The 20,583-nt window shown below is 67.5% G+C and carries 23 protein-coding genes and 1 tRNA gene; 13 read left to right on the forward strand and 11 right to left on the reverse strand.

Annotated elements, in window-relative coordinates; all coding sequences use genetic code 11:
• Positions 1-8: 8 nt before the first annotated feature.
• Together ACWENQ_RS08065 and ACWENQ_RS08070 are read left to right on the forward strand one after the other, a co-directional pair.
• Entirely contained in the window at positions 9-740 is a 732-nt protein-coding gene (locus tag ACWENQ_RS08065) for an ABC transporter ATP-binding protein (RefSeq protein ID WP_449930030.1), read from the forward strand.
• Positions 740-2,938, forward strand: coding sequence for an FtsX-like permease family protein (locus ACWENQ_RS08070; RefSeq protein ID WP_452413799.1), 2,199 nt, complete (start codon positions 740-742; stop codon positions 2,936-2,938). Before ACWENQ_RS08065 ends, ACWENQ_RS08070 begins: the two co-directional genes overlap by 1 nt.
• Before the next feature lie 94 nt (positions 2,939-3,032).
• Here ACWENQ_RS08070 and ACWENQ_RS08075 read toward each other — a convergent pair whose 3' ends face one another.
• Positions 3,033-4,670, reverse strand: a complete 1,638-nt coding sequence (locus ACWENQ_RS08075) for a PHP domain-containing protein (RefSeq protein WP_452413226.1) — start codon at positions 4,668-4,670, stop codon at positions 3,033-3,035.
• Between the two features lie 347 nt (positions 4,671-5,017).
• Between ACWENQ_RS08075 and ACWENQ_RS08080 the strand changes: the two genes are divergently transcribed.
• Positions 5,018-5,341 (forward strand): hypothetical protein, encoded by a 324-nt coding sequence (locus ACWENQ_RS08080; protein ID WP_452413227.1) that lies wholly within the window; start codon positions 5,018-5,020, stop codon positions 5,339-5,341.
• 15 nt (positions 5,342-5,356) lie between these two features.
• On the opposite strand, the gene ACWENQ_RS08085 is transcribed toward ACWENQ_RS08080, so the two are convergent.
• Complete coding sequence (locus ACWENQ_RS08085) at positions 5,357-6,085, reverse strand: hypothetical protein (RefSeq protein ID WP_452413228.1); 729 nt, start codon at positions 6,083-6,085, stop codon at positions 5,357-5,359.
• Between the two features lie 1,022 nt (positions 6,086-7,107).
• Here ACWENQ_RS08085 and ACWENQ_RS08090 point away from each other — a divergent pair.
• Positions 7,108-7,653 carry a helix-turn-helix domain-containing protein gene (locus ACWENQ_RS08090; protein WP_449930022.1) on the forward strand — a complete coding sequence of 182 codons (546 nt, stop codon included), beginning with the start codon at positions 7,108-7,110 and terminating at the stop codon, positions 7,651-7,653.
• Between the two features lie 21 nt (positions 7,654-7,674).
• On the opposite strand, the gene ACWENQ_RS08095 is transcribed toward ACWENQ_RS08090, so the two are convergent.
• Complete coding sequence (locus tag ACWENQ_RS08095; RefSeq protein ID WP_452413229.1) at positions 7,675-8,352, reverse strand: alkylmercury lyase family protein; 678 nt, start codon at positions 8,350-8,352, stop codon at positions 7,675-7,677.
• A gap of 151 nt (positions 8,353-8,503) precedes the next feature.
• Between ACWENQ_RS08095 and ACWENQ_RS08100 the strand changes: the two genes are divergently transcribed.
• Complete coding sequence (locus tag ACWENQ_RS08100) at positions 8,504-8,992, forward strand: N-acetyltransferase family protein (RefSeq protein ID WP_452413230.1); 489 nt, start codon at positions 8,504-8,506, stop codon at positions 8,990-8,992.
• A 66-nt stretch (positions 8,993-9,058) separates the two neighbouring features.
• Here the strand turns inward: ACWENQ_RS08100 and ACWENQ_RS08105 are convergent, their stop codons facing one another.
• Both ACWENQ_RS08105 and ACWENQ_RS08110 read right to left on the reverse strand, forming a co-directional pair.
• The gene (locus tag ACWENQ_RS08105; RefSeq protein ID WP_449930016.1) at positions 9,059-9,499 is read right to left on the reverse strand and encodes a PPOX class F420-dependent oxidoreductase; all 441 of its coding nucleotides are present in this window, start codon (positions 9,497-9,499) and stop codon (positions 9,059-9,061) included.
• Complete coding sequence (locus ACWENQ_RS08110) at positions 9,496-10,386, reverse strand: NAD(P)-dependent oxidoreductase (RefSeq protein ID WP_452413231.1); 891 nt, start codon at positions 10,384-10,386, stop codon at positions 9,496-9,498. Before ACWENQ_RS08110 ends, ACWENQ_RS08105 begins: the two co-directional genes overlap by 4 nt.
• A 94-nt stretch (positions 10,387-10,480) precedes the next feature.
• Here ACWENQ_RS08110 and ACWENQ_RS08115 point away from each other — a divergent pair, with 94 nt between their 5' ends.
• Both ACWENQ_RS08115 and ACWENQ_RS08120 read left to right on the forward strand, forming a co-directional pair.
• Complete coding sequence (locus tag ACWENQ_RS08115) at positions 10,481-10,873, forward strand: MerR family transcriptional regulator (RefSeq protein WP_452413232.1); 393 nt, start codon at positions 10,481-10,483, stop codon at positions 10,871-10,873.
• A gap of 815 nt (positions 10,874-11,688) precedes the next feature.
• Entirely contained in the window at positions 11,689-12,186 is a 498-nt protein-coding gene (locus ACWENQ_RS08120; RefSeq protein ID WP_452413233.1) for a hypothetical protein, read from the forward strand.
• Positions 12,187-12,336: 150 nt separating this feature from the next.
• On the opposite strand, the gene ACWENQ_RS08125 is transcribed toward ACWENQ_RS08120, so the two are convergent.
• A complete protein-coding gene (locus ACWENQ_RS08125; protein WP_452413234.1) occupies positions 12,337-12,471 on the reverse strand; it encodes a hypothetical protein in 135 nt (44 codons plus the stop codon).
• 285 nt (positions 12,472-12,756) lie between these two features.
• On the opposite strand from ACWENQ_RS08125, the gene ACWENQ_RS08130 reads away from it, so the two are divergent.
• Positions 12,757-13,359 carry a hypothetical protein gene (locus ACWENQ_RS08130; protein WP_452413235.1) on the forward strand — a complete coding sequence of 201 codons (603 nt, stop codon included), beginning with the start codon at positions 12,757-12,759 and terminating at the stop codon, positions 13,357-13,359.
• Between the two features lie 322 nt (positions 13,360-13,681).
• On the opposite strand, the gene ACWENQ_RS08135 is transcribed toward ACWENQ_RS08130, so the two are convergent.
• Positions 13,682-14,230, reverse strand: coding sequence for a GNAT family N-acetyltransferase (locus ACWENQ_RS08135; RefSeq protein ID WP_452413236.1), 549 nt, complete (start codon positions 14,228-14,230; stop codon positions 13,682-13,684).
• 209 nt (positions 14,231-14,439) lie between these two features.
• Here ACWENQ_RS08135 and ACWENQ_RS08140 point away from each other — a divergent pair, with 209 nt between their 5' ends.
• On the forward strand, positions 14,440-14,976 hold the full coding sequence (locus ACWENQ_RS08140) for a hypothetical protein (RefSeq protein ID WP_452413237.1): 537 nt from the start codon (positions 14,440-14,442) through the stop codon (positions 14,974-14,976).
• Between the two features lie 181 nt (positions 14,977-15,157).
• Positions 15,158-15,448 carry a hypothetical protein gene (locus ACWENQ_RS08145; RefSeq protein ID WP_452413238.1) on the forward strand — a complete coding sequence of 97 codons (291 nt, stop codon included), beginning with the start codon at positions 15,158-15,160 and terminating at the stop codon, positions 15,446-15,448.
• Positions 15,449-15,887: 439 nt separating this feature from the next.
• Here the strand turns inward: ACWENQ_RS08145 and ACWENQ_RS08150 are convergent, their stop codons facing one another.
• The gene (locus tag ACWENQ_RS08150; RefSeq protein WP_452413239.1) at positions 15,888-16,490 is read right to left on the reverse strand and encodes a hypothetical protein; all 603 of its coding nucleotides are present in this window, start codon (positions 16,488-16,490) and stop codon (positions 15,888-15,890) included.
• A gap of 782 nt (positions 16,491-17,272) precedes the next feature.
• On the opposite strand from ACWENQ_RS08150, the gene ACWENQ_RS08155 reads away from it, so the two are divergent.
• The gene (locus ACWENQ_RS08155; RefSeq protein ID WP_452413814.1) at positions 17,273-18,100 is read left to right on the forward strand and encodes a tyrosine-type recombinase/integrase; all 828 of its coding nucleotides are present in this window, start codon (positions 17,273-17,275) and stop codon (positions 18,098-18,100) included.
• 46 nt (positions 18,101-18,146) lie between these two features.
• A complete protein-coding gene (locus tag ACWENQ_RS08160; protein ID WP_452413800.1) occupies positions 18,147-18,500 on the forward strand; it encodes a tyrosine-type recombinase/integrase in 354 nt (117 codons plus the stop codon).
• 84 nt (positions 18,501-18,584) lie between these two features.
• On the opposite strand, the gene ACWENQ_RS08165 is transcribed toward ACWENQ_RS08160, so the two are convergent.
• Together ACWENQ_RS08165 and ACWENQ_RS08170 are read right to left on the reverse strand one after the other, a co-directional pair.
• Positions 18,585-18,673 (reverse strand) — tRNA-Ser (locus ACWENQ_RS08165).
• 162 nt (positions 18,674-18,835) lie between these two features.
• The gene (locus tag ACWENQ_RS08170; RefSeq protein WP_449930006.1) at positions 18,836-19,399 is read right to left on the reverse strand and encodes a YceI family protein; all 564 of its coding nucleotides are present in this window, start codon (positions 19,397-19,399) and stop codon (positions 18,836-18,838) included.
• Between the two features lie 102 nt (positions 19,400-19,501).
• On the opposite strand from ACWENQ_RS08170, the gene ACWENQ_RS08175 reads away from it, so the two are divergent.
• A complete protein-coding gene (locus ACWENQ_RS08175; RefSeq protein WP_449930004.1) occupies positions 19,502-19,996 on the forward strand; it encodes a MarR family winged helix-turn-helix transcriptional regulator in 495 nt (164 codons plus the stop codon).
• Here the strand turns inward: ACWENQ_RS08175 and ACWENQ_RS08180 are convergent.
• The gene (locus tag ACWENQ_RS08180) at positions 19,953-20,459 is read right to left on the reverse strand and encodes a SigE family RNA polymerase sigma factor (protein WP_449930002.1); all 507 of its coding nucleotides are present in this window, start codon (positions 20,457-20,459) and stop codon (positions 19,953-19,955) included. The two genes, ACWENQ_RS08175 and ACWENQ_RS08180, sit on opposite strands and share 44 nt — an antisense overlap.
• Positions 20,460-20,583: the final 124 nt, after the last annotated feature.

Below are 20,583 nucleotides of genomic sequence, written 5' to 3' on the forward strand. Positions count from 1 at the left end.
TGGAAGCCATGACGGACGTGGTGAGACTCGAGAACGTGAGCAAGGTCTACGGCAGGGGCCAGAGCGCGGTCGCCGCCCTGCGCGAGGTGACGGTGTCCATCCCGCGGGGCAGCTTCACCGCCGTGATGGGCCCCTCCGGCTCGGGCAAGAGCACCTTCCTGCACTGCGCGGCCGGGCTGGACGTGCCCAGCTCGGGTTCGGTACGGCTCGGCGGCACCGAGCTGTCGGGCATGGGGGAGAAGGAGCTGACGGAGCTGCGCAGGCAGCGGGTCGGTTTCGTGTTCCAGATGTTCAACCTGGTCTCCTCGCTGAACGTGATGGAGAACGTCACGCTGCCGCTGCGCCTGGCCGGGGTGAAGGAGGACCGCGCCTGGGTGGCCGAGATCCTGAAGCGTGTCGGGCTGGAGGGCCGCGCCAAGCACCGGCCCAGCGAGCTGTCCGGCGGCCAGCAGCAGCGGGTGGCGATCGCCCGCGCGCTGGCGACGCGGCCGGAGGTGGTCTTCGGCGACGAGCCGACCGGCGCGCTGGACACCATGACCGCCCGTGACGTGCTCCGCCTGCTGCGCGAAGTGGTCTCCACGATGGGCCAGACCGTCGTGATGGTCACTCACGACCCGGTGGCGGCCTCGTACGCCGACACCGTGCTCTTCCTCGCCGACGGCCGGATCGTCGACACCATGGCGGCGCCGACCGCCGACAAGGTCGCCGCCCGCATGACGCACCTGGGGGCGTGGGTCTGATGATGTCCTTCGCGCTGAAGTCGCTGCGGCACCGCAAGGCCGCCTTCGCCGGGGCGTTCCTGGCCCTGTTCTGCGCCGCCGCGCTGGTCTGCGCCTGCGGCATGCTGCTGGAGACCGGGCTGCGCGGGAAGGTGGCCACCGAGAGGTGGGCGGGCACCCCGCTGGTCGTCGCCGGTGACCAGTTCGTCCGCGAGACCGTCGACAAGGGCGACGGCGAGACCAAGGAGAAGGCCAAGCCGCTGGCCGACCGGCGGTGGATCCCCGCCGCCCTGGTGGCGCGGCTGGAGCGGGTCCCGGGCGTGGACAAGGTGATCGCCGAGGTGACCTTCCCGTTCCGCGGGGCCGTCGGGCACGGCTGGGAGTCGGCGGCGCTGACCCCGTTCACGATCGCGCGGGGCCAGGCGCCCTCGGGGCCGAAGGAGATCGTCGTCGACGCCCGGTCCGCGCTGGCGCCGGGCGAGCGGCTCGGCGCCTACACTGTCGTCGGCGTGACCGCGCAGGCGTTGCCCAGCCAGGACACCGTCTTCTTCGACACCGCCGAGGCACGGCGGCTGGCCGGTCACGAGGGCAAGGTCAGCGCCATCGGGGTCTTCCCCGCCGTACGGCTGCCCGCCATGAAGGACGCGCTGGCCTACACCGGCGACGAGCGCGGGCCGGTCGAGTTCCTCAACGCCGAGCAGGCCAGGGTCAAGCTGGTCTCCCTGGGCGGCGCGCTGGGCGGCACCTCGCTGCTGGTGGCGATCCTCGTCGTGGTGGGCACCTTCGCCCTGTCGATCCAGCAACGCCAGCGCGAACTGGCCCTGCTGCGGGCGGTCGCGGCCACGCCCAAGCAGGTGCGCACGCTCATCGGCGGCGAGGCACTGATGGTCAGCGCGGTGGCAGGGGCGCTGGGCGCGCTGGCCGGCGTGGGGCTGGGGTTCTGGCTGCGGGCCCAGTTCGTCCGGCTCGGCGCGATGCCTGACAACCTCCACCTGGTCGTCAGCCCGTTCCCGATCGCCGCCGCGCTCCTGGCCACCGTCGCCGCGGCATGGGCGGCGGCGCGGCTGTCGGCCCGCCGTACCGCGCGGATCCGCCCGGTCGAGGCGCTCGGCGAGGCCGCCCGGCCCATCGCGCGCCTGCCGTGGATCCGCATCGCGCTCGGCCTGGTCATGCTGGCCGGCGCGGTGACGCTGACCGCGGTCCTGTCCGGCCTCAGCGTCGAGGCCGCCTCCAGCCCGGTGACCATGCTGACCGCGCTGACCTGGGTGTTCGCGCTCAGCGTCCTCGGCCCGCTGGTGACCCGTGCCGCCGTCGCCGTCCTGGACGTCCCGCTGCGGCTGGGCCGCACGAGCGGCTACCTGGCCGCCAGGAGCCTGCGCGCCAACACCCGGCGGCTGGCCTCCGTGGTCGTGCCGATGGCCCTGATGATCGCGATGACCTGCACGATCCTGTTCGTCCAGACCACCATGGAGAACGCCGCCCAGGCGCAGGCCGAAGCGGGAACCAAAGCCCCGACCGAGATCCTGCGCACGTCGGTCCGCGTCGGGCTGGAGAAGTACAGCGCGCAGGCCGCCCAGCGGCCCACCCTGGACCTGGGCGTGGTCGCGGGCGGCCTGGACCCGGCCAAGCTGGCCGTGAGCGCCACCGCCGCCGAGCGGCTGCGGGTGCGGCCCGGCGACGAGGTGACGATGACGCTGGGCGACGGCACACCCGTCACACTGACCGTGAGCGCCGTCTACAGCCGCGGCCTGGCCTTCGGCGACCTGCACCTGCCGTACCCCCTGCTCAAGCAGCACGTCGAGCAGCAGATCGGCGCCAAGCCGGCCAACGCCGAGGTGAACTACGTGGCGATGGGCCTGATCATCGCGTTCACCATGATCGCGATGGTGAACACCCTGGCCATGTCCACCTCCGAACGCTCCCGCGAACTGGCCCTGCTGCGCCTGGTCGGCACGACCCGACGGCAGGTGCTGCGGATGCTCAAGATCGAGACGCTGGCCGCGGTACTGATCGCGGCGGTCGCCGGAACCGTGATCGCGCTGATCACCCTGTCGGCCTTCAGCCTGGGCATGACCGGCTCGGCGGTGCCGTCCATCGCGCCGGTGACCTACGCCTGCGTGATCGCGGCGGCGGCCGTCCTGGCCCTGGCGGCCACGGTCGTCCCCGCCAGGCTCGTGCTCCGCCGGCGCCCGTCGGACGCGGTGGCCTCCCGCGAGTAGCGGCGACGTCCCGGCTCACTTCCCGGCCTGGTGCTCGGGCCGGCGTCACCCGGGGCATCGGCGTCGGCGAACCAGGCGGGCACCGGTCGAGCGGTCACAGCACGTCCACGAAGACCGGGTTGGCGTAGAACCACAGGTCGTTCCAGGGGTTCTCGTTGGGACCCGTGTCGGCGGCCGGCTCAAGGCCCCCGGCCGCGCTGCGCTTGCCGTCGGTGCCGCGCAGCCGGAAGTAGAACGGCTCACGGACGTCGCGGAACCTGTAGTGGAACTCGGCGACCCGGCCTCTGCCGCGCGGCGTGAACGACTCGACGATCCGCACGTCCGGGGCGGTGAAGGTGTCGGGGTCCGCGGCGGAACCCGTGACGGCTCCCCGGATCAGATCCAGTCTGGCCAGACGGGGCACGTCGTCGTTGGCGTTGGGGCGACCCGCCAGGTCGACGGAGATGGTGACGGTGACGTCGTCGCCGCGGCGCACCGACAACCGGCCGCCGAGGGTGACCCGGGCGTTGCCCGGGGCGTGCGCGTCGACGTGCAGGCCGTCGATCAGCCCGCCCATCGACACCCAGACACGACCGGCCTTGAGCGCCTCCATGACCGCGCCGTGGCTGCGCGAGGCCGCGCCGACGACAGTCCTGCTGAACTGGCCTGGCCAGAAGTCGGCGTGCCTGATCGGGACGCCTCCGTCGATCGGGTCCGGGTACTTCCCGTGCTGGTCGTACCAGTCGCCGGGCCGCTCGGGCTCGACGGTCGTGTCGTTGTTGTAGAAGTGGCCGTCGGAGTTGGCGGTGATCCACCAGCCCTTGCCCTCGGCGAGCATCGAGTCCCACATGCCGCCCAGGATGCCGGTCATCGAGTCGAAGCCGCCGTAGGTGGGATAGTGCTCGGGCCGCCAGCCGGTCCACGAGTTCGCGTCCGCCGTGTTGTTGAAGTCACCGCGGGCCCTCGGCTCGTTCTGGGCGCCGGGCGCGCCCTCCATGCCGACCGCGACGTTCGGGGCCGCGTCGCGGAAGGCCCGCAGGTCGCGCGGCGAGAACCGGCCACGCCGCATCACGTGGTTGATCAGGAACAGGGCGGAGTCGGCCGAGCCGGTCCGCAGGGCGGTCTCGAGCCAGCCGAGCGCCTCCAGGGCCTTGGCCTCGTTGGCCGGGGTGCTCGCGCCGGTGCCGTTGATCCTGGAGTCGAAGAGCCGCTCGAACGCGCGCAGCAGCTGGATCTCGTCGCGGGCTCCGTCGAAGAACACCGTGGCGTGCTCCCCTCCGGGGACGTTCCACTCCAGCCCCTGCCACAGCAGCAGCTCCGGATGCCTGGCGCGGGAGGCGACGATGTCGGCGTAGGTGGACTCGACCGCGAACTTCTCGTGCGCGGCGTGCCCGTGGTCGGTGATGACCAGCCAGTCCACGCGGCCGTGCTTGATGGCGCCCGCGGCCTGCTGCTCGATGGTGTACATGCCGTCGTAGCTGTACTGCGTGTGCACGTGGTGGTCGCCGGCGAGCCACTGGTAGTAGCGCGAGCCCCCGGTGGAGGCGGCGGCGGGGCGCGCGGCGGCGAGCCCGCCCAGGGCGGTCACCCCCAGGGTGGCGGCGCCGAGCAGGCCGCTGTTCAGCAGGAAGCGGCGTCGGCTGAGGTCGCCGGGCGACAGCTCCTTCTCCGGCACCGACAGGTCCGCGAACGCGGCCGTGCCTTCGGGAACGTCGTGGGCATGCTCATGGGAGTGAGCGGCATTGCGGCACATGGGGGACACCTTCCTGGGGTGCTTCATTCGGACATGCTGAAAGCGCCGTTCTCGATGTGGCCCATGAGCCGGCGGAGGAGGTGGGGGTCCTCAGAGCAGGTGATCGACACGTCGTACCAGCCGTGCGCATCCTGGCAGCGGATCGTGACGGTTTCGGGCCGGTCCGGGTGAACGGTGGGTGGGTCGCCGGCGATGCGCAGGTGAACGATGGTTCTCGATAGGGGCTGTGAGCGCCTGTGAGCGCGCCGCCAGGCCGGTGTCAGCGGCGGCGGCCATGGTTCGTGGTGCGGGCCAGTCCACCCGAAGACCTCGGGGCCGGGCGGGAAAGAACGATCTGGATCATCCCGATGGCCTTCGTCGGCACCGGACCGCAGGCCGTTCTCCTCATCACCACGGCGGACTTCTTCCTGCTGCTGTGCGCGGGGATCTTCAACCCGATCTTCGCCGTCTACCGCATGGACGTCACTCCGGAGCGCCTCATGATCCGTGTCGGACCGCCTGGGGCCAGGACGGTTCAACCGCTTGCCATCGCCGTGGGCGGCGTTGTCGCGACCCTGTGGACCAGCCGCTCGTCGCTCCTGGTCGCCGGGGTGCTCTGCGCCGGCAGCGCCGTACTCCTGCCGTGGCGGGGCAAGCTTCCCCCCTCTGCGGGAAGCGGCGACGCTCCCTGACACGGCGGTTCTACGTCATGGCGTGGGCCGTCGGGCCGCCGTTCGGACGAACCAGACGACGGTGAACCCGATGGCCATGGCGGCCGCGGCCCACACGACGAGCGGGGTCGCGATCAGGTCGCTCTCCCGGGGCGGGAGCACGACCATCTGGACGGCCGCGCCGACCGGCACGGTCAGCCTCGCGAGAAGACCGGCGAGGCCGGGGCGCCGGATGCTCGCGCCCACCGCGCCCAGCGGCGTTCCGAAGAGCACGCTCGCCACCCACCACCGGACCGTCTCCGGCCAGTACCACGACAGCGGTTCGTCACGGAGGACGGAGTCGAGGCAGTAGTAGGCCGCCGTGGCCGCGATCAGGGCCAGCACCCCGGCGACCGCCCCACGAGCCACCGCACGACCGCCCGCCGTCCCTGCCCCCCGGGTCGTCGCGGGGCCGCCTGCCGTATCCGTTCCATGGGTCGTCGCGGGGTCGCCCGCCGTACGTGCCGTGGCTGCTCCACGGGTCGCCGCGCGGATGCCTGCCGTACGTGCCGTGGCCGACCAGCCTGCGGCGACCGCCAGCCCGGCCCAGGCCCAGCCGGAGTCGAGGAGCAGACTGGCGACCTCCGCGGCAGCCGCCCACCCCGTGCCCGCGATCCGGCTCCCGACCGCCGCGTAAGGGGAGGAGACGGCGTTGAGGAAGGAGATCGCCGCACCGAATCCCGACCCGAGCACGAGCGCGCCCGCCACGATGCCCCCGATCTTCACGAATCGAGGATATGCGCCTCGGCAGCTGACCCTGTGCTCGGTCACGGAGTTGGGGCCGTCCGTGGCGAACGGCCCCCTCCGCTGATCAGCGCCGCCGGTCTATCCATTTACTGAGGCTGGATACGCACGCAGCGAACGCGCTGATCCCTATCAGCACGCTGGCAGGAACGCTCCATTCGGCGGCGTACGCCAACACGCCCGCAACGCCACCTCCCCCGATGGAAGCGAGGAGGATGACCGCGCTTCGCAGGGAGACGAGAGAGTTGTCTTCAGGAGGGTCGGAGTCCTCCGGCTTGGTGGGACGCTGCGCCACTTCTTCGTCCTTTCGCGTTGGACGTCAGCCGTAACGCGGAAGTGGACGAACCCGATGGTCCCGAGTAGGAACATCGGATGGGGACCTGGGGCAAAACCCGCCAGGAGGGTGTCATACCTCTCCCGACATGGGTATTCTTCCCGACAGGTTCCGCCCCCGGCTGTAGCTGACGTGCGGACCAGATCCATTCGGGGCCCGGTTGTAGAAGACGTGACCTTCGCGGGGTTGCGCGTCGTCATAGCCGGGCCCTTTGGTCTCCCTGGACGCAACATGCCCCCCACCCTGTCTCCAGAGCGAGGGGCGACGCCCGAGGCTGTAGGCGAGTCTAGGGCATAACGGGGCTCGAGTGCGCAACACGGCATGCATGTGATGGAAGCCATTGCGCGTAGGCAATAGCCGAACTGTTTGGACAGATCGTGAAGAAGTGGTCACTCTGCGAAGGTGGGTGGCGCTTGACCTGCACGTCTGTGAGCATGCGGTTTGTCAATGGCCGCATCGGGCCGGCTCGGGCCGGAAGCCGGCGTGAACGTGTGATCGGGTTCTGTCTGACCGTCTGATCCGATCGCCCTGATGGCTGCGTACGGCTTGCGTTGACGCAATGTCCAAAAAGGTGCATCATGCGCCCCCTGCTGAGTGAGGTCGCGGGTCGCTGCGTAGGATGACGCTGCCGTGGAACGAGTGGAGGGCGGAGAGTCGTGGAGATGTCCCAATGAGTGAGACGCCGCCCGAGGAGAGCAACGAATTCTGGGATTGGTTCTCCAGGACGGCGGCAGGATTGGGTTATCGTTCGGATGCGTCTCTGGCACGTGCGCTGGATGCTAGTCCGAGCACCGTGTTGAGATGGCGAAAGGGCGCACGTCCCACCATCGCCCAATTGCTGAAGATAAGCAGTCTCTTTGGGGTCCGGCTTGAATCGCTGCTGGTATTGAGTGGTCACGTACCTGCGGAGCTTGTCCAAGATCCCAGCGTTCCGGAGCCGCCGGACCACGTGACTCCCACCGAGCGCATCATTCTCGAGGCCGAGCTCGATCAGCAGCTGGCTTCGATCATGAATACCTACTGGGCTCAGCGTATCGATGAAGAACGCCGGCGTGTGCAGAGACTTATCGATCTTTTAAAGGCTGATTTCGTGCCGCTGTCGGATGAACGATTCAGTGAGAGTCTCGCCAACATTCTCGAGACTCGGCTTTCTGCCCACGTGTCTCGGGTCATCGTCGAGTGGGCTCAGTACCGGCAGGCGGGAATCAGAGAATAGTGCGGAACCGGCACTCCTGCGCTAGGCCGGAAGCCTCCAGAAGTCGCCGTCGAAGCCGTGCTCGGAGAGGAGACGCTGGGACGCGGCGACCGGGCGCGGGCGGTAGTCCGGGTCGAGGCGGTCGCCGTACCAGGGCTGGGCGAGCGCCCAGAGGGCGCGGACCGGGACCGCCTGGCCGATCGGTCGCCGGGTACGGCCCGCCCAGTCCGCCAGGTGGTCGGGCGAGCAGAAGGTACGGATGTGGGTGCAGGTGTCCACGACATCGTCCCACCACTGGCGGGCCGGTCGCGGGATGTGCGCCACCCAGTCCTCGCCAGGCGGCCGGCCCGGGCCCACCTCGTAGCGCAGGGCCGTACCGCAGCCGGGACACCGGGTGTCGATGACGACGTCGAGCTTGAGCGCGGCGCTGATGCCGAAGGAGTCCCAGGTGCAGCCGCCCCACCAGAGCCGGTCGTCGTACGGCTCGGCCGGGGCGACCACGAACCCCATCGGGGCGGCCGAGAACGGATGGGCCATCCGGACGGCGTCGCCGTACGGCCCCAGCACGATCATGTGGCCGTCGTGCAGCCGTCGCAGGCTCGCCCGGACCCGGTCGTCCCTGATGCCGGCGTGCGCGGCGAGCTCGGCCGGAGAAGGGGCGCGCCCGGTGTCGGCCAGGGTGGTGTAGATCAGCCGCCGGACTGTCCAGTCATCGGTCATCTCCCGCTCCTTGAGCTTGTCGTGCTGTCGGGCCCGCCCTGGCACCGGCCCATGGACGGTGCCGGAAATCCGGTAGCCACCCTGGCCCACCCCGGGGACGGCGCCCGAAATCCGGTCGCCGCCCGGAGCCGGCGTCGGCACACTGGGCCCGGTGACCAACGTACGCGTACAGGTGGCCGGCCATGGACAGCACATCGACGAGGCGGCCACCATCTGGGCCGAAACGACGGCCGCCCGCGACGGCGACGACGAGGTCGCGCCGCTGAGCCTCGCCCGGCCCGTCATCCAGGCGGTGGTCGACCGCTCGCCCAGGTCGCTGCTGTTCGTCGCGCTCGGTGCCGACGACCGGATCGTGGGGTTCGCCGCGGTCGAGCCCGTGCCGGCGGACGAGTCGACCGCCGAGGTCCGCTACCTCGGCGTGCACCCCGGTAGCTGGGGCCAGGGCGTCGGCCGGCACCTGATGTCGGCGCTTCCCGACCGCCTTCCCGCCGCCGGCTTCGCCCAGGCCGAGCTGGCCGTGTACGTGGACAATCGTCGGGCCGTCAAGCTCTACGAGGGGCTCGGCTGGCTCCCGTACGGCGAGGCCACCCCGCACCCGCGCAGCGGCCGGCTCGAACAGCGGTACCGGCTCGCCCTCTGACCGCTGCCCCCCGGGTGGCCCCATCACCAGGGGACCGGCCGACAACGGGGGAGTGTCGGAGCGCGGTCAGCGGATCTCGGCGCCGTACACGTGGTCGACCGTCATCGTCATGAGCACCCGGCGGTCGGACACCATCACCGACCGGTACTCGTCCCAGTCCGGGTGTTCCCCGGCGGCGCGGCGGTAGTAGCCGACCAGCGCCTCGACCTCGGGACCGTGGGGGTCGGTGCCCGGCCCGGTGAGTGTCGCGACGCCCTCGGCGGTGGCCCATGCCCGGCCGTCCGGGCTGGTGACCTCGAGCGTGGCCCGCGGGTCCCGGCGCAGGTTGGCCGTCTTGGCGCGTCCCTCGGTCATCGACACGTAGATGACATCGGCCTGCCGGTCGTAGAAGGGCATGACAGGCGAAAGCTGGGGCCGGCCGTCCGACTTGATCGTCGCGAGGACGCCGAGCCTGCTGTCCGCGAGCAGCGTGCGTGGGTCGAACGGGCCCCGGTGGTGCTGGGTCATGAGGGCTTGCGGAACTGCTCGATCATCGCCGCGTAGCCGTCGCCGCCGTGCCCCTCGGCCACGGCCCGGTCCGCCAAGGCCTTGACGAACCTCGGCAGTTCGCCACTCACACCCACGAACTCGCTCTCGTGGACGAGGTGCTCCATCGCGGCCAGGTGCGTGTCGATGGTGGAATCAAGGGCGGGGTACCGCCCGTCGTCGATCTGCTGCGCGTACCCGGCCAGCCAGCCGTTCACGGTGTCGATCCCCTTGCTCGCGAGCGGGGCGAACGTCGTGGCGTCCACACCCGCCGCGCCGAGCAGGGCGGCGCCCTGCAGGAACCCGTTCAGGATGTTCCACATCAGGCTCAGGACGGCCACGTCGTACAGCGACGACAGGCCGTGGTCGGCGCCCAGATACGTCGTCCCCGCGCCGAGGCTGCTCAGGGCCGGCTCGTGCAGGTCGAAGGCCGGCCGCGACCCGCTGTAGAGGATGACGGCGTCCGTCGTGCCGATGGCCGCGGGGACGGTCATGATCGCGCCGTCGAGGTAGTCGCCGCCCCGCCGTACCGCCCACTCGGCGGTCTCCCGGGCCGCCTGTGACGTGCCCGAGGTCAGGTTCACCAGGACCCGGCCGGCGAAGACCTCACCCAGCGGATCGAGCAGCCCGTGCACGGCGGCGTAGTCGGAGACGCAGACCACCACGAGCGGGCTGGCGGCGACCGCGTCGCCGACCGAGTCGGCGAGCCTCGCGCCCTGGGCGACAAGCTGCTCGGCCTTCTCCGCCGTACGGTTCCACACCGTCGTGGGATACCCGTCGCGCAGGAACGCCCCGGCCAGTGCCTGGCCCATCAGACCCAGGCCGATGACCGTCACGGGCGTGCGGCCAGTGTCGAGATTCTGCATCATGTGCTCCCTCGAGTGGGTTGGCGGTGATGGCAGAATCCTCAACGTTCATACCGATATGAAGGTCAAGGGGGCGTGTGGGGTGTTGATCGGGGAGTTGAGCCGGCGGACCGGAGTCCACGCGCATCAGCTGCGTTACTACGAGGCCCAGGGTTTGCTCAAGCCTGGACGCGGCACCAGCGGCTACCGCGAGTACGCCGACGACGCCATCCTGACCGTGACCCAGATCAGGAGGCTGCTCGGAGCCGGACTGTCGACGCAGGAGATCGGGTACATGCTGCCCTGCGCCACCGGCGCGGGCCCCGACCTCGAGCCCTGCCCCGAACTCCTGGACACCCTGCGGGCACGCCTGCACGGACTGGACGAGCACATCGACACGCTCGCCCGCTCCCGCCAGGCCCTCCACGACTACATCGACGCCACCGAACGCCGCGTGTCACCGCACCACCGGCGATGCGACACCACGCTGCCGGACCAGACACCAGCCTGATCACCACCCGGCGGACATATTGAGGTGCTCATTCTCTGCGTTCCTCACCACAAATATGGATCGCCTGTTCTGCCGCTTGAAGGACGCGGCTGTGATGCTCGGCATGAGCCGTACGCCGTCTTCCGGCTGATCAAGACCAGACGGACCGCTGCACGCTGGTCGAGCGCACCGGGGGCTGGAAGGTGTGGAAATCCATCCTCAGACAGGCTGGCGTACGGGACGCCAGGTTCATGACGCCAAGCACACCGCGGCCATCCGCGATCGAGCAAGGCGTCCACGTCCACGTCGTTCAGGCGATCCCCCTCCACACGAGATGACCACGACCGAGCGCTACACCCACGTCGCCACCCCGCCGACGAAGGACGCGGGCAGGCCCTCTGGGGATAACGGCAACGCAGAAACCAGAAAGGCGAACGGGTGAGGGCCTTCTACCTGTGGGGGATCGGGGATGTGAACCCCGGATGGTGTTGCCACCGAACCGCATGAGCAGCTCCGATCTTGCCCATCCCGCGATTCAAGGCCATCGGGCGTGGCCGGTCCGTCCAGAACGGAATCGGGTGGCACTGGATTGCAACGACAAGCGCAACGGGGTAAACGTCGCCACGAGCGGCGTGGTCTCGGTGATGTACGCCGTTCCGGCGGGGTGGCCGTATCTCGTACGTGGTGATCGCAGCGTCCCGCGCTGGCTCCGGGTTCCTCGACATTGCTGCCCCCTCCGTGACGAGTACATCGAGTCACCGGTTGTCGAAGGCGATCGGAGAGCGGACTGTAGTCGCCCTTGATCTGGTAGTCGCATCCGAGACACGATGTCGGCCATGTCAATCGCATCGCAAGAGGAGCTTCCTCGCGTGCCCTCAAGCGCAACGGGCCATCGGAAGCCGCAATTGGGTCGTAAAGTGGCCTTAGTGATTGCGCCGCTTACTCTGCTGTTCGTGGTCGCCATGGCGCCGACCTGGGTCCATGACTACTATTTAGCGCGCATCATGGATCGTGTTTTAAGCTATCCGCTGCCATCAGGTGCAGAGTTCGGCTTCAGCGAACCACAGGGAGAGATCTCTGGCGAGTCGAATATGTGCGTTTACTATATTCGATTCGACGTGCATACGGATGAGTCGGCCAAGGATGTGCTGAAGTACTATCAAAAGGCGAAAACCGCTGACCTTGTTGGAAGCTACGCCTGGTTCGATGTCAACGTCTGGGTGCCATTCGATGACCCGGAAGAGGGTGCGGGCTTCTATACCACGCAGGCCGTCATCGTCGATCTGCTGGTCATGTCAAGCACTCGAAGTGCCTGGGATCTCCGCTGCAGGTAGGCCCTGGATTCTGCATCTCGGCGAGAGGTGTGACGGCCAATGTGGCGCTACTTCGGGAATACCTGATCTGTCAATGAAATACGAACTATCCGGAGTAGTGCGCTGTCGCTCGTCGCGTCCATCCGTGATCTCGAGGTCTGGGCAGGTGCTCTATTTCGACCGGCGCAGCATCACAACCGTGAGCCAGATGACGGTCGGTAGAAGGAGGGCCGTCCACACGATGATCTCGCCGAAGACAAGTTCGGGACCGCTGGGAAGGTGGATGTAGGCATCATTTCCGTCCATGACGATGACTCTATGAGGGTGATTGGGATCGCGGTGGGTGCGCCGAGCAGGCCCCTGGGCGGCCTGTGCCTAGAACTGCTCATCCCCTCTGAGTCACAAGCGCATGTGGGGATGGGTCTGTGTCCGAGGGGCGTGTTGAACCGTTCGCTACCTCGTTGAGTCGTGGAGAACCATGGATTGAGCTGCGCTAACCGGTCCGCTCGCTCCTGAACTCGTTGATCTGGAAGCTTTGGTGTGGTCAGGAGGACTGACGAGTCACATCCTGATGCTCTTACGCTGCTCGCCATGGACAACGGCGGAAGGTCACTTCAAGTAGCGGACGTCACTGGGGCGCTGGACACGGTGCTGACCACTGTGCGAGTTGCAGGTGCTGACATCACTTACCGCCTGGGGGGCACGAGCGCAGCTGCTCTCCAGGGTGTTCACCTTCCTGTCGGAGACATCGACCTCCTGGCGGCGCGGCGAGAGGATGTGGACACGTTCGCTGCCGCGCTTGCCTCGTTCCCCTGCCTTCATGCTGCCTCGTGGCTTCCAGCGTCCTCGCAGTACTTCGCCAGCTTCGAGGCGCACGGGGTCAAGGTGGAGATGAGTACCGTCGAGAGGCAGGTTGACTCTGACGCGATGGAATGCGTTGGACGCGGCCCGTGGCAGCACTACGTGTGGATCGCATGTGGCTCGCATCAGGTTCCTGCGGTTCGTTTGGAACTACGGCTGGCAACGGAACTCTTACGGGACAGGGCCGATCGTTACGAACCCCTCCTCGACCATTTGAGCGCGCAGGGGTGCGATTTCGACCTGTTGCATCGGGCCATGCGGGACCAGAGCCTGTCGGCGGAACGCTGGCGCCTGGTCTGGGACCGCCTCGGCTGCTCTGCTCCTGTTCCCTGATCATCTCGTCTTCCGCGAACGCAAGGGGGCGTGCGAGACGCCCGTGTCCGCGACGCCTGCCACACCGCCGCCGTACTGCCTGATCGAGCAGGGCGTGAACATCCGCGTCGTCCAAGAGATCCTCGGCCACACCAGGGTCACCCAGCACCGAGCGGTACACCCATGTCGCAACCCTGCGGATGAAGGACGCGAGCGGCCGGATGGACTCGGCTCTCTGGGGCAACTGCCACCCGGACACCAGACCGGACACCAGAAAGGACCTCCCCGTCGAAACGGGGAAGTCCTCTTCATCACGGAGTAGACGAAGTCCTGAACGTGACGATCAGAGATCGGCCTTCGAGGCCGGCTTCCAGTCCTGGACGAGGAGCCCGAGCAGCACCTGGTCCAGGAACTCGCCCATCACCCAGGCCGAAGAACGCAGCACGCCCTCGCGGACGAAACCGTTGCGCTCGGCGGAGCGCAGCATCGCGGCGTTGTCCGACAGCGTCTCGATCTGCAGTCGCTGCAGGCCACGCACGACGAAACCGTAGTGGCACAGCACCGCGACCACGTCGGTGCCGTAGCCCTGGCCGCGGGCCGACGGCAGCAGCCCCAGCCCGATGTGCGCGGACCGGTTGTGGTTGTCGATGCCCCACAGCGTCGCGGTGCCGATCAGCGTGCCGCCGTCCAGCTCCACGACCGAGAACGGCACATGGCCTTGCTCCGTGTCGTCCACCACGAGCCGCGGATCCTTCGTGCCGGGTGTGATCGGCCGCCACGGCCGACCTTCGGCCCGCGAGCCGTTGACCACGTCGTCGTAGAGCTCGGTCCGCAGGATCGGAATGTCGTCCTCGTACCGGGCCCTGAGCCCGACCTTGTTACCTTTTAGCACGCAAGTTTCCTATATGACCGCGCTGTCCGGCGGCAAACCAAGCCCATCCCGACCGGCGCTCTCGACTGAGCCGCTGACCCGTGAGGAGGATGATCAGGCTTCCACCTCAGCCGTCTACGGCCCCCAGGAACGCTCGGTGGTCGTCCCGGAGCCGGAGCGCCCCGCCGGAGGCATGGTTTCCAGCAGGACGAGCCATTACCGTCGGTGCCGTGACTAAGGATCTCTCAGCGCTCGATCGACTAACCGCGCTCGTGCCCCCGCCGGCTCAACCGGTGTTCGGTACTCGCACCTGGGATGATCTCTTCGACACCATCGGCTTTCGGCTTCCGGCTGATTGCATCGCCTTCACCGAACGTTACGGGTCCTGCGAGTTTGCCGAGTGGCTCTACATCTCAGACCCTCGGAGCGTTACCGATCTCCAGCTGGCTCACATGCCGGAGTGGATGGACTACTACCGGGATCTCAGGGAGGACTCTCCGGAAGACTTCAAGCTCGCGATGTGGCCTGAACCAGGTGGTTTCCTTCAATGGGGCAGCACTATCGATGGCGATGCCATGGGCTGGATGACGGTGGGCAAACCCGAAGAGTGGCCAGTCATGGTCGTTCCTCGCCACTACGACGAGGACTCACCCATCCCGGAGACGATGACCGAATGGCTGCTGGAGTGGGCGTCCGGCAATCGGTTCGGCAGTTGGATAGTCGGAGGACCCGACTCTGTTCCCTTGACCTGCACGCCTTCGGTCTAGAGCGGCTACAGCATGTCCGTGGCCCGAGCGGCGGACGGCTCAAGAGCGTGGCCTCCCGGCTGACCGTCAAGGACCTGGCCGCACTGCTCGCCTCGGGCCAAGCCCGCCCGGCACCGGCCGAGCCCGCCCGGCACCGGCCGAGCCCGCCGGCGAACCGCCGATCGAGGCGAGCGCCGTCGAGGTGGACCGGCAGGTCAGCTCGACCGGCACGATCAGCCTGGCCAGCCGGGCCTTGTGCATCGGCGCCCATCTGGCCGGCCGGCGCGTCATCGTCCGCCTGGACGGCATCACCGCCCGCGTCATGGACGAGCAGCGCCTGCTCCTTCGCGCTGTGCCCTGCCCGCTGCCACTCGCCGAGTGCCTCGCCCTGCGCGACGCCCGCCCCGCCGGACCACCGCCGACCTGTCACATCACCGTGCACGACAACGGCGAACCGATCCGTGTCGTGCCCCGAACCCGGGCACACGGCTGATCGAGCAAGGCGTCCACATCCGCGTCGTTCAGGAGGTCCTCGGCCGCACCAGGGTCACCACCGCCGAGCGGTACACACGTGGCCACCCTCCAGATGAAGGACGCGAGCGGTCGCATGGACTCGGCCCTCTGGGGATAACTGCAACCCGGACGCCAGAAAGGCCCTCCCCGTCGAAACGGGGAGGGCCTCTTTGCCGCGGAGAATTGGGGATTTGAATCCCGGATGGTGTTGCCACCAAACCGCATTAGCAGCTCGGATCTCGCCCGTCCTGATCGGTTCAATCTGGACCATCTGGCTCTGCTAGTGCCCTTGGGACGGCTCTGTACGTCCTCGGATTGCAACTAGCGCTGCAACTAGAACGGTCCCAGCGTCATGTTGAGATGGGCTCTTCAGCGTTCGGGCGGCATTCCGCTACGTGATCGTTCCGGCCCGAGTCTCCTCAGTCGAGCTGAGGACGTTGGCCGAAGGGATCCCATTCGATAGTGACGAGTCCGCCATATTGCTTGGCCAGCCTGCGGCGCAGGCCCTGGTCGAAGGCATTGGTTTCGAGGACGATCCGGTTGAGCTCCGGGTCGATTCCCATGCCGAACACTTCGGGTTCGTCGATCGGCCTGCGTTCCTTCTCCATCAATGCGGTCAGTTCGGCTTGGCTGTTCTTCGCCAGCCGGACCTGGGGCACGATCGTGTACGGGATGGGTTTCCCGTCCGACCAGTTCACTCCGGAGATCGGCGGGATGGCCAGCTCGCGTCCTCGCGCGGTGACGTAGGGGGCGACCAGCCGGTACGGCTTGTGCAGGATGTACGGTGGGGCAAGATCGTGCGGGTGGGCCTTGGCCCGTCGCTGGGCGGCTTCCTGAGCGCGCTGGAAGGGTCCGATGCCCTCGTACGATCTGAGCATCACGGGGGACACAGGTTGGTAGTAGACCTCGACCGCGTCATCCGTCGCGGGTTGCACGATCACCCGCCACGCGCCCGGCAGGAACTCGGGTGCTGCCGTGATGGCGTAGAGAGCGACCAGAGTGAAGATCGTCTTCAGTCGCATGCGCGATGAGTGTAGGGCATCTCTCCGCAACATGATCAGTTACAGGACGGTTCGAGGCGACGCCAGGAAAGTCGACCCCGCGACTTCTTGCTTGCAAACCGATCGCGTCCAATCAGCGAAGAGGCAGCTCACAGCACCGATTGCGTTCCCCGTGGTGCACCGCTGTTCCCCCTTGTTTCCTGCCCCATCGGGCACGCGACGGGCACGGCGGTACCCTCGATGGGATGGCCTTCGGCATTGCGCCGCGCCTCCCCGCATGGGTACAGCTTGGTGCGCCAAGCCGTAGGCGATCGGGCACGACGCCGGGGATGCTGGATAGCACCGGAGGCCGTCACCACTCTCTATGACGGGGAAGCAGTCGACCTGGGAACCTGCGGATTACAAGATCCAGTTTGAGCCGTTCCGGATCGTTCAATGCGGGTCAGTGGCTGTGTGCGGTCTTCCTGAACGCTCCTGGACGGCATGGAACTGCAACGGAAACTGCAACTGGCGACGGCCTACCCTTCGTCGACCATGAACACCTATACGCATGTGCTTCCCGACATCGATCGGGCGGCTGTGGTCACCGTCACCAAGAATTCGGATGACCCGAGCACGAGTACGGCTGTGAACGGATATGGCACTGGTTGGGGTGGGATCGCGATGTAAGCATGCATCTATGGATCATCGGCCTGGATTACGTGTTGTCCGCCGTGGAGGCTGCTGATCGGCATCGTGATGGTGAGTGTGCTGGTCGTGGCGGTCGGCGTGCTGTGTGAGACTCTCCTGACGGCTGGCACCGGATGGCCAAGACAGAGGCCGAGGTCACCCAGAAGGTCAGTGAGCTCGAAGGCAAGAGAGAGTCCGGCAAGGTCACCAAGGCTGGCAGGATGCCTACGGTCGCCGAGTGGATGACCGAGTATCTCGACGTCATCTGTGAGCGCCTGGTCGCGTCCGGCAAGATGGCGCCGCGAACGCTGTCGGACTACCGCTCGAAGACCCTGCACTGGATCACCCCGCTGCTCGGCCGGCACCGGCCCAACCGCCTCGCGCCCGAACACCTCGACGCGGCGTACACCGTGATGCTGGACAAGGGCCTGTCCACAAGCACAGTGCTCAAAGTGCATCGAATCCTGTCGCGAGCCCTGAAGATCGCGGTACGGCGCGGCAAGATCTCACGGAACGTGGCAGAACTGGTCGAAGCATCAACCGCGGCCTCGACCGAGATCGAACCGCTGACTCGAGAGGAGGCTCGCCGGATTCTCTCCGCGGCCAAGACGAAGCGGAACGCTGCTCGCTGGTCCGTCGCTCTCGCTCTCGGGATCCGGCAAGGGGAAGCGCTCGGTCTCCGCTGGCAGTACGTCGACTTCGAGACGGGTGAGATCCGGGCGTGGTTCCAGGCGCAGCGCCAGGAGCGGAAGCACCAGTGCGACGATCCACATGCCTGTGGGCAGAAGTGGCACCGCTGGCCCTGTAAGAAGCGGTGCCCTATTCACAGCCACCGCTCGACCTGCAAGCCGGAGTGCGAAAAAGCCCGGACACACCTGCTACAAGCGACCGTGCCGGAAAGACTGCACCGGTCACGCGGACAAGTGCCCCAAGCGGACGGGTGGCGGGATCGTCTTCCGTAAACGCAAGGGCAAGGCCAAGCTCACCCTCCAATGCCCGCCCGACCTCCTGGGCCAACTCAAGGCTCATCGCGATCTCCAGGATGCGGAGAAGCAACGAGCGGGGGAGCGCTGGGAAGAGCATGACCTCGTCTTCGCGACTCGGCACGGTAGCCCCATCGAGCGCACGGATGACTGGAAGACCTGGAAGGCCATCCTCCGGCAGGTGGGCGTGCGAGATGCCCGCGTTCACGACGCTCGCCACACCGCTGCCACGCTGCTGATCGAGCAGGGTGTGAACATCCGGGTGGTTCAGGAGGTCCTCGGCCACACGCGGGTCACCACCACCGAGCGGTACACACACGTGTCCACACCGCTCATGCGCGACGCCGGCGAACGGCTCGCCTCCGCGCTGTGGGACTAGGTCGTTGCAACTAGGTCTGCAACTACGACAGCCCCGGACACCAGGAAGGCCCTCCCCGTCGAAACGAGGAGGGCCTCTTTACCGCGGAGGATCGGGGATTTGAACCCCGGATGGTGTTGCCACCAAACCGCATTAGCAGTGCGGCGCCATAGACCTGACTAGGCGAATCCTCCCGACAGCCACCTGGCTCAGGACAGAGTACCGGCCTTCTGGCGGTGCGGCAAAGTGATTGCCCCGAGGGTCGTCACCAAGGTTATCCACCGCCTGTGGGTAACGTGCTCGATCCTGTGGATGACAGGCTCATCCAGGTCGCAATGGCCTGTGGACAAGGGGGGTCAGGCGGCGGGGTTCGCCTCGCCCTCCACCTCGATCTTGATCTTCTTGCCCACCAGCACGCCGCCGGTCTCCAGTGCGGCGTTCCAGGTCAGGCCGAACGCCTCGCGGTCGATCTCGGTGGCGATGGAGAAGCCCCACACCTGCTGGCCCCACGGGTTGGTGCCGACGCCGCCGTACTCGACGGTGAGCTCGACCTCGCGGGTGACGCCGCGGATGGTGAGGTCGCCCAGCACGGTGAACTCGTCGCCCTTGTGGTTGACGACGCGGGTGCTCTTGAAGGTGAGCTGCGGGTGCGTCTCGGCGTCCAGGAAGTCGCCGCTGCGCAGGTGGTTGTCGCGGTCGGCGGCGTTGGTGCTGATGCTGGAGGCGTCGATGGTGAGCTCGGCCGACGACTCGAGCGGGTTGTCGGCGATCGTGATGGAGCCGTTGAACTTCTCGAACGTACCGCGGACCTTGCTGACCATCATGTGCTTGGCGACGAACCCGATGGTGGTGTGGTTCACGTCGATGGCGTAGGTGCCGGCGGCGGGGATGGAGAGGCCTTCCCAGGTACGCGTGCTCATGGCTGTCGTTCTCCCTCGTAGAGATCCTTGCGCTGCGGACGTTTGCTTCAACAGATGTCTACATGAGGAATATTCCGCGCGTCAACTATCGTCGTCTACGATATGAACGTGATCCCCTTTGACGATCCCCGGCTGACCGCGTTCGGCCTGCTGGCGGAGGTGCACGCGGGCCTGGTGGCGAGGATGACCCCTGCCCTCACCGCGGCCGGGCTGTCGGACGTCGACTTCGGAACGCTGATCAGGCTGGCCCGCTCGCCGCAGCAGAGCCTGCGGATGGGCGATCTCGCCGCGCAGACCGGGCTGTCCACGAGCGGCGTGACACGCGTGGTCGACCGGCTGGAGCGTGACGGCCTCGTGGTGCGCCAGGCGTGTGCCACCGACCGCCGCGCCTCCTACGCGGCCCTGACCGAGAAAGGCGAGCAGAAGCTTCAGGAGATCCTGCCCCAGCACCTCGCCGACATCGAGGAGTCGTTCACCGGGGTGCTCGACGAGGAGCGGCTCGACCAGTTCCTGGCCACCCTGCGCATCATCAGGGACGTCGTCCATCCCTGCGCTACCGCGGGGGCGGTTGAGCCGGGACAGATAGTTCGCCCCTGAGCTTGGCCACGGCCCGCGAGACGGTGCTCTTGACCGTGCCGACGCTGATGCCGAGCGTTCTGGCGATCTCCGGTTCGGTCATGTCCTCGTAGTAGCGCAGCACGACCGCGGCGCGCATGCGGTCGGGCAGCGCTCTCACCGCCTCCTCGAGCGACTCCTCCCATTCGCAGGGGGCCTCGAACGCCACGGGGATGTCGGGAAGGTCCTCGGCGGGAAACTCGTCCAGTTTGCGCCTGCGCCACTGCGAAATGTTGATATTGACCATCGCCCGGCGGACATATCCGTCCAACGCGGCGTGATCTTTGATGCGATCCCAGGCCAGATAGGTCTTGGTGAGTGCGGTCTGCAGCAGGTCCTCGGCGTCACAGGGATGGCCGGTCAGCTGGCGGGCGGCGCGCAGGAGAGCCGGCCCGCGAGACCTGACGTACTCGCGGAACTCCTCTTCCAGCTCGGCAATCTGCATCGTGGTCAGAATCGCAGCCTGAGCCCCTATTGCGGCTGAACCAGAATCCAGGATTCGCCTAGCCAACAGCAAAGGGCAGTCAAGGTCTGCTACACACCGGTTGTCCATGCGTTCCACCGAGGAT

It is taken from the genome of Nonomuraea sp. NPDC004354, assembly GCF_053602555.1.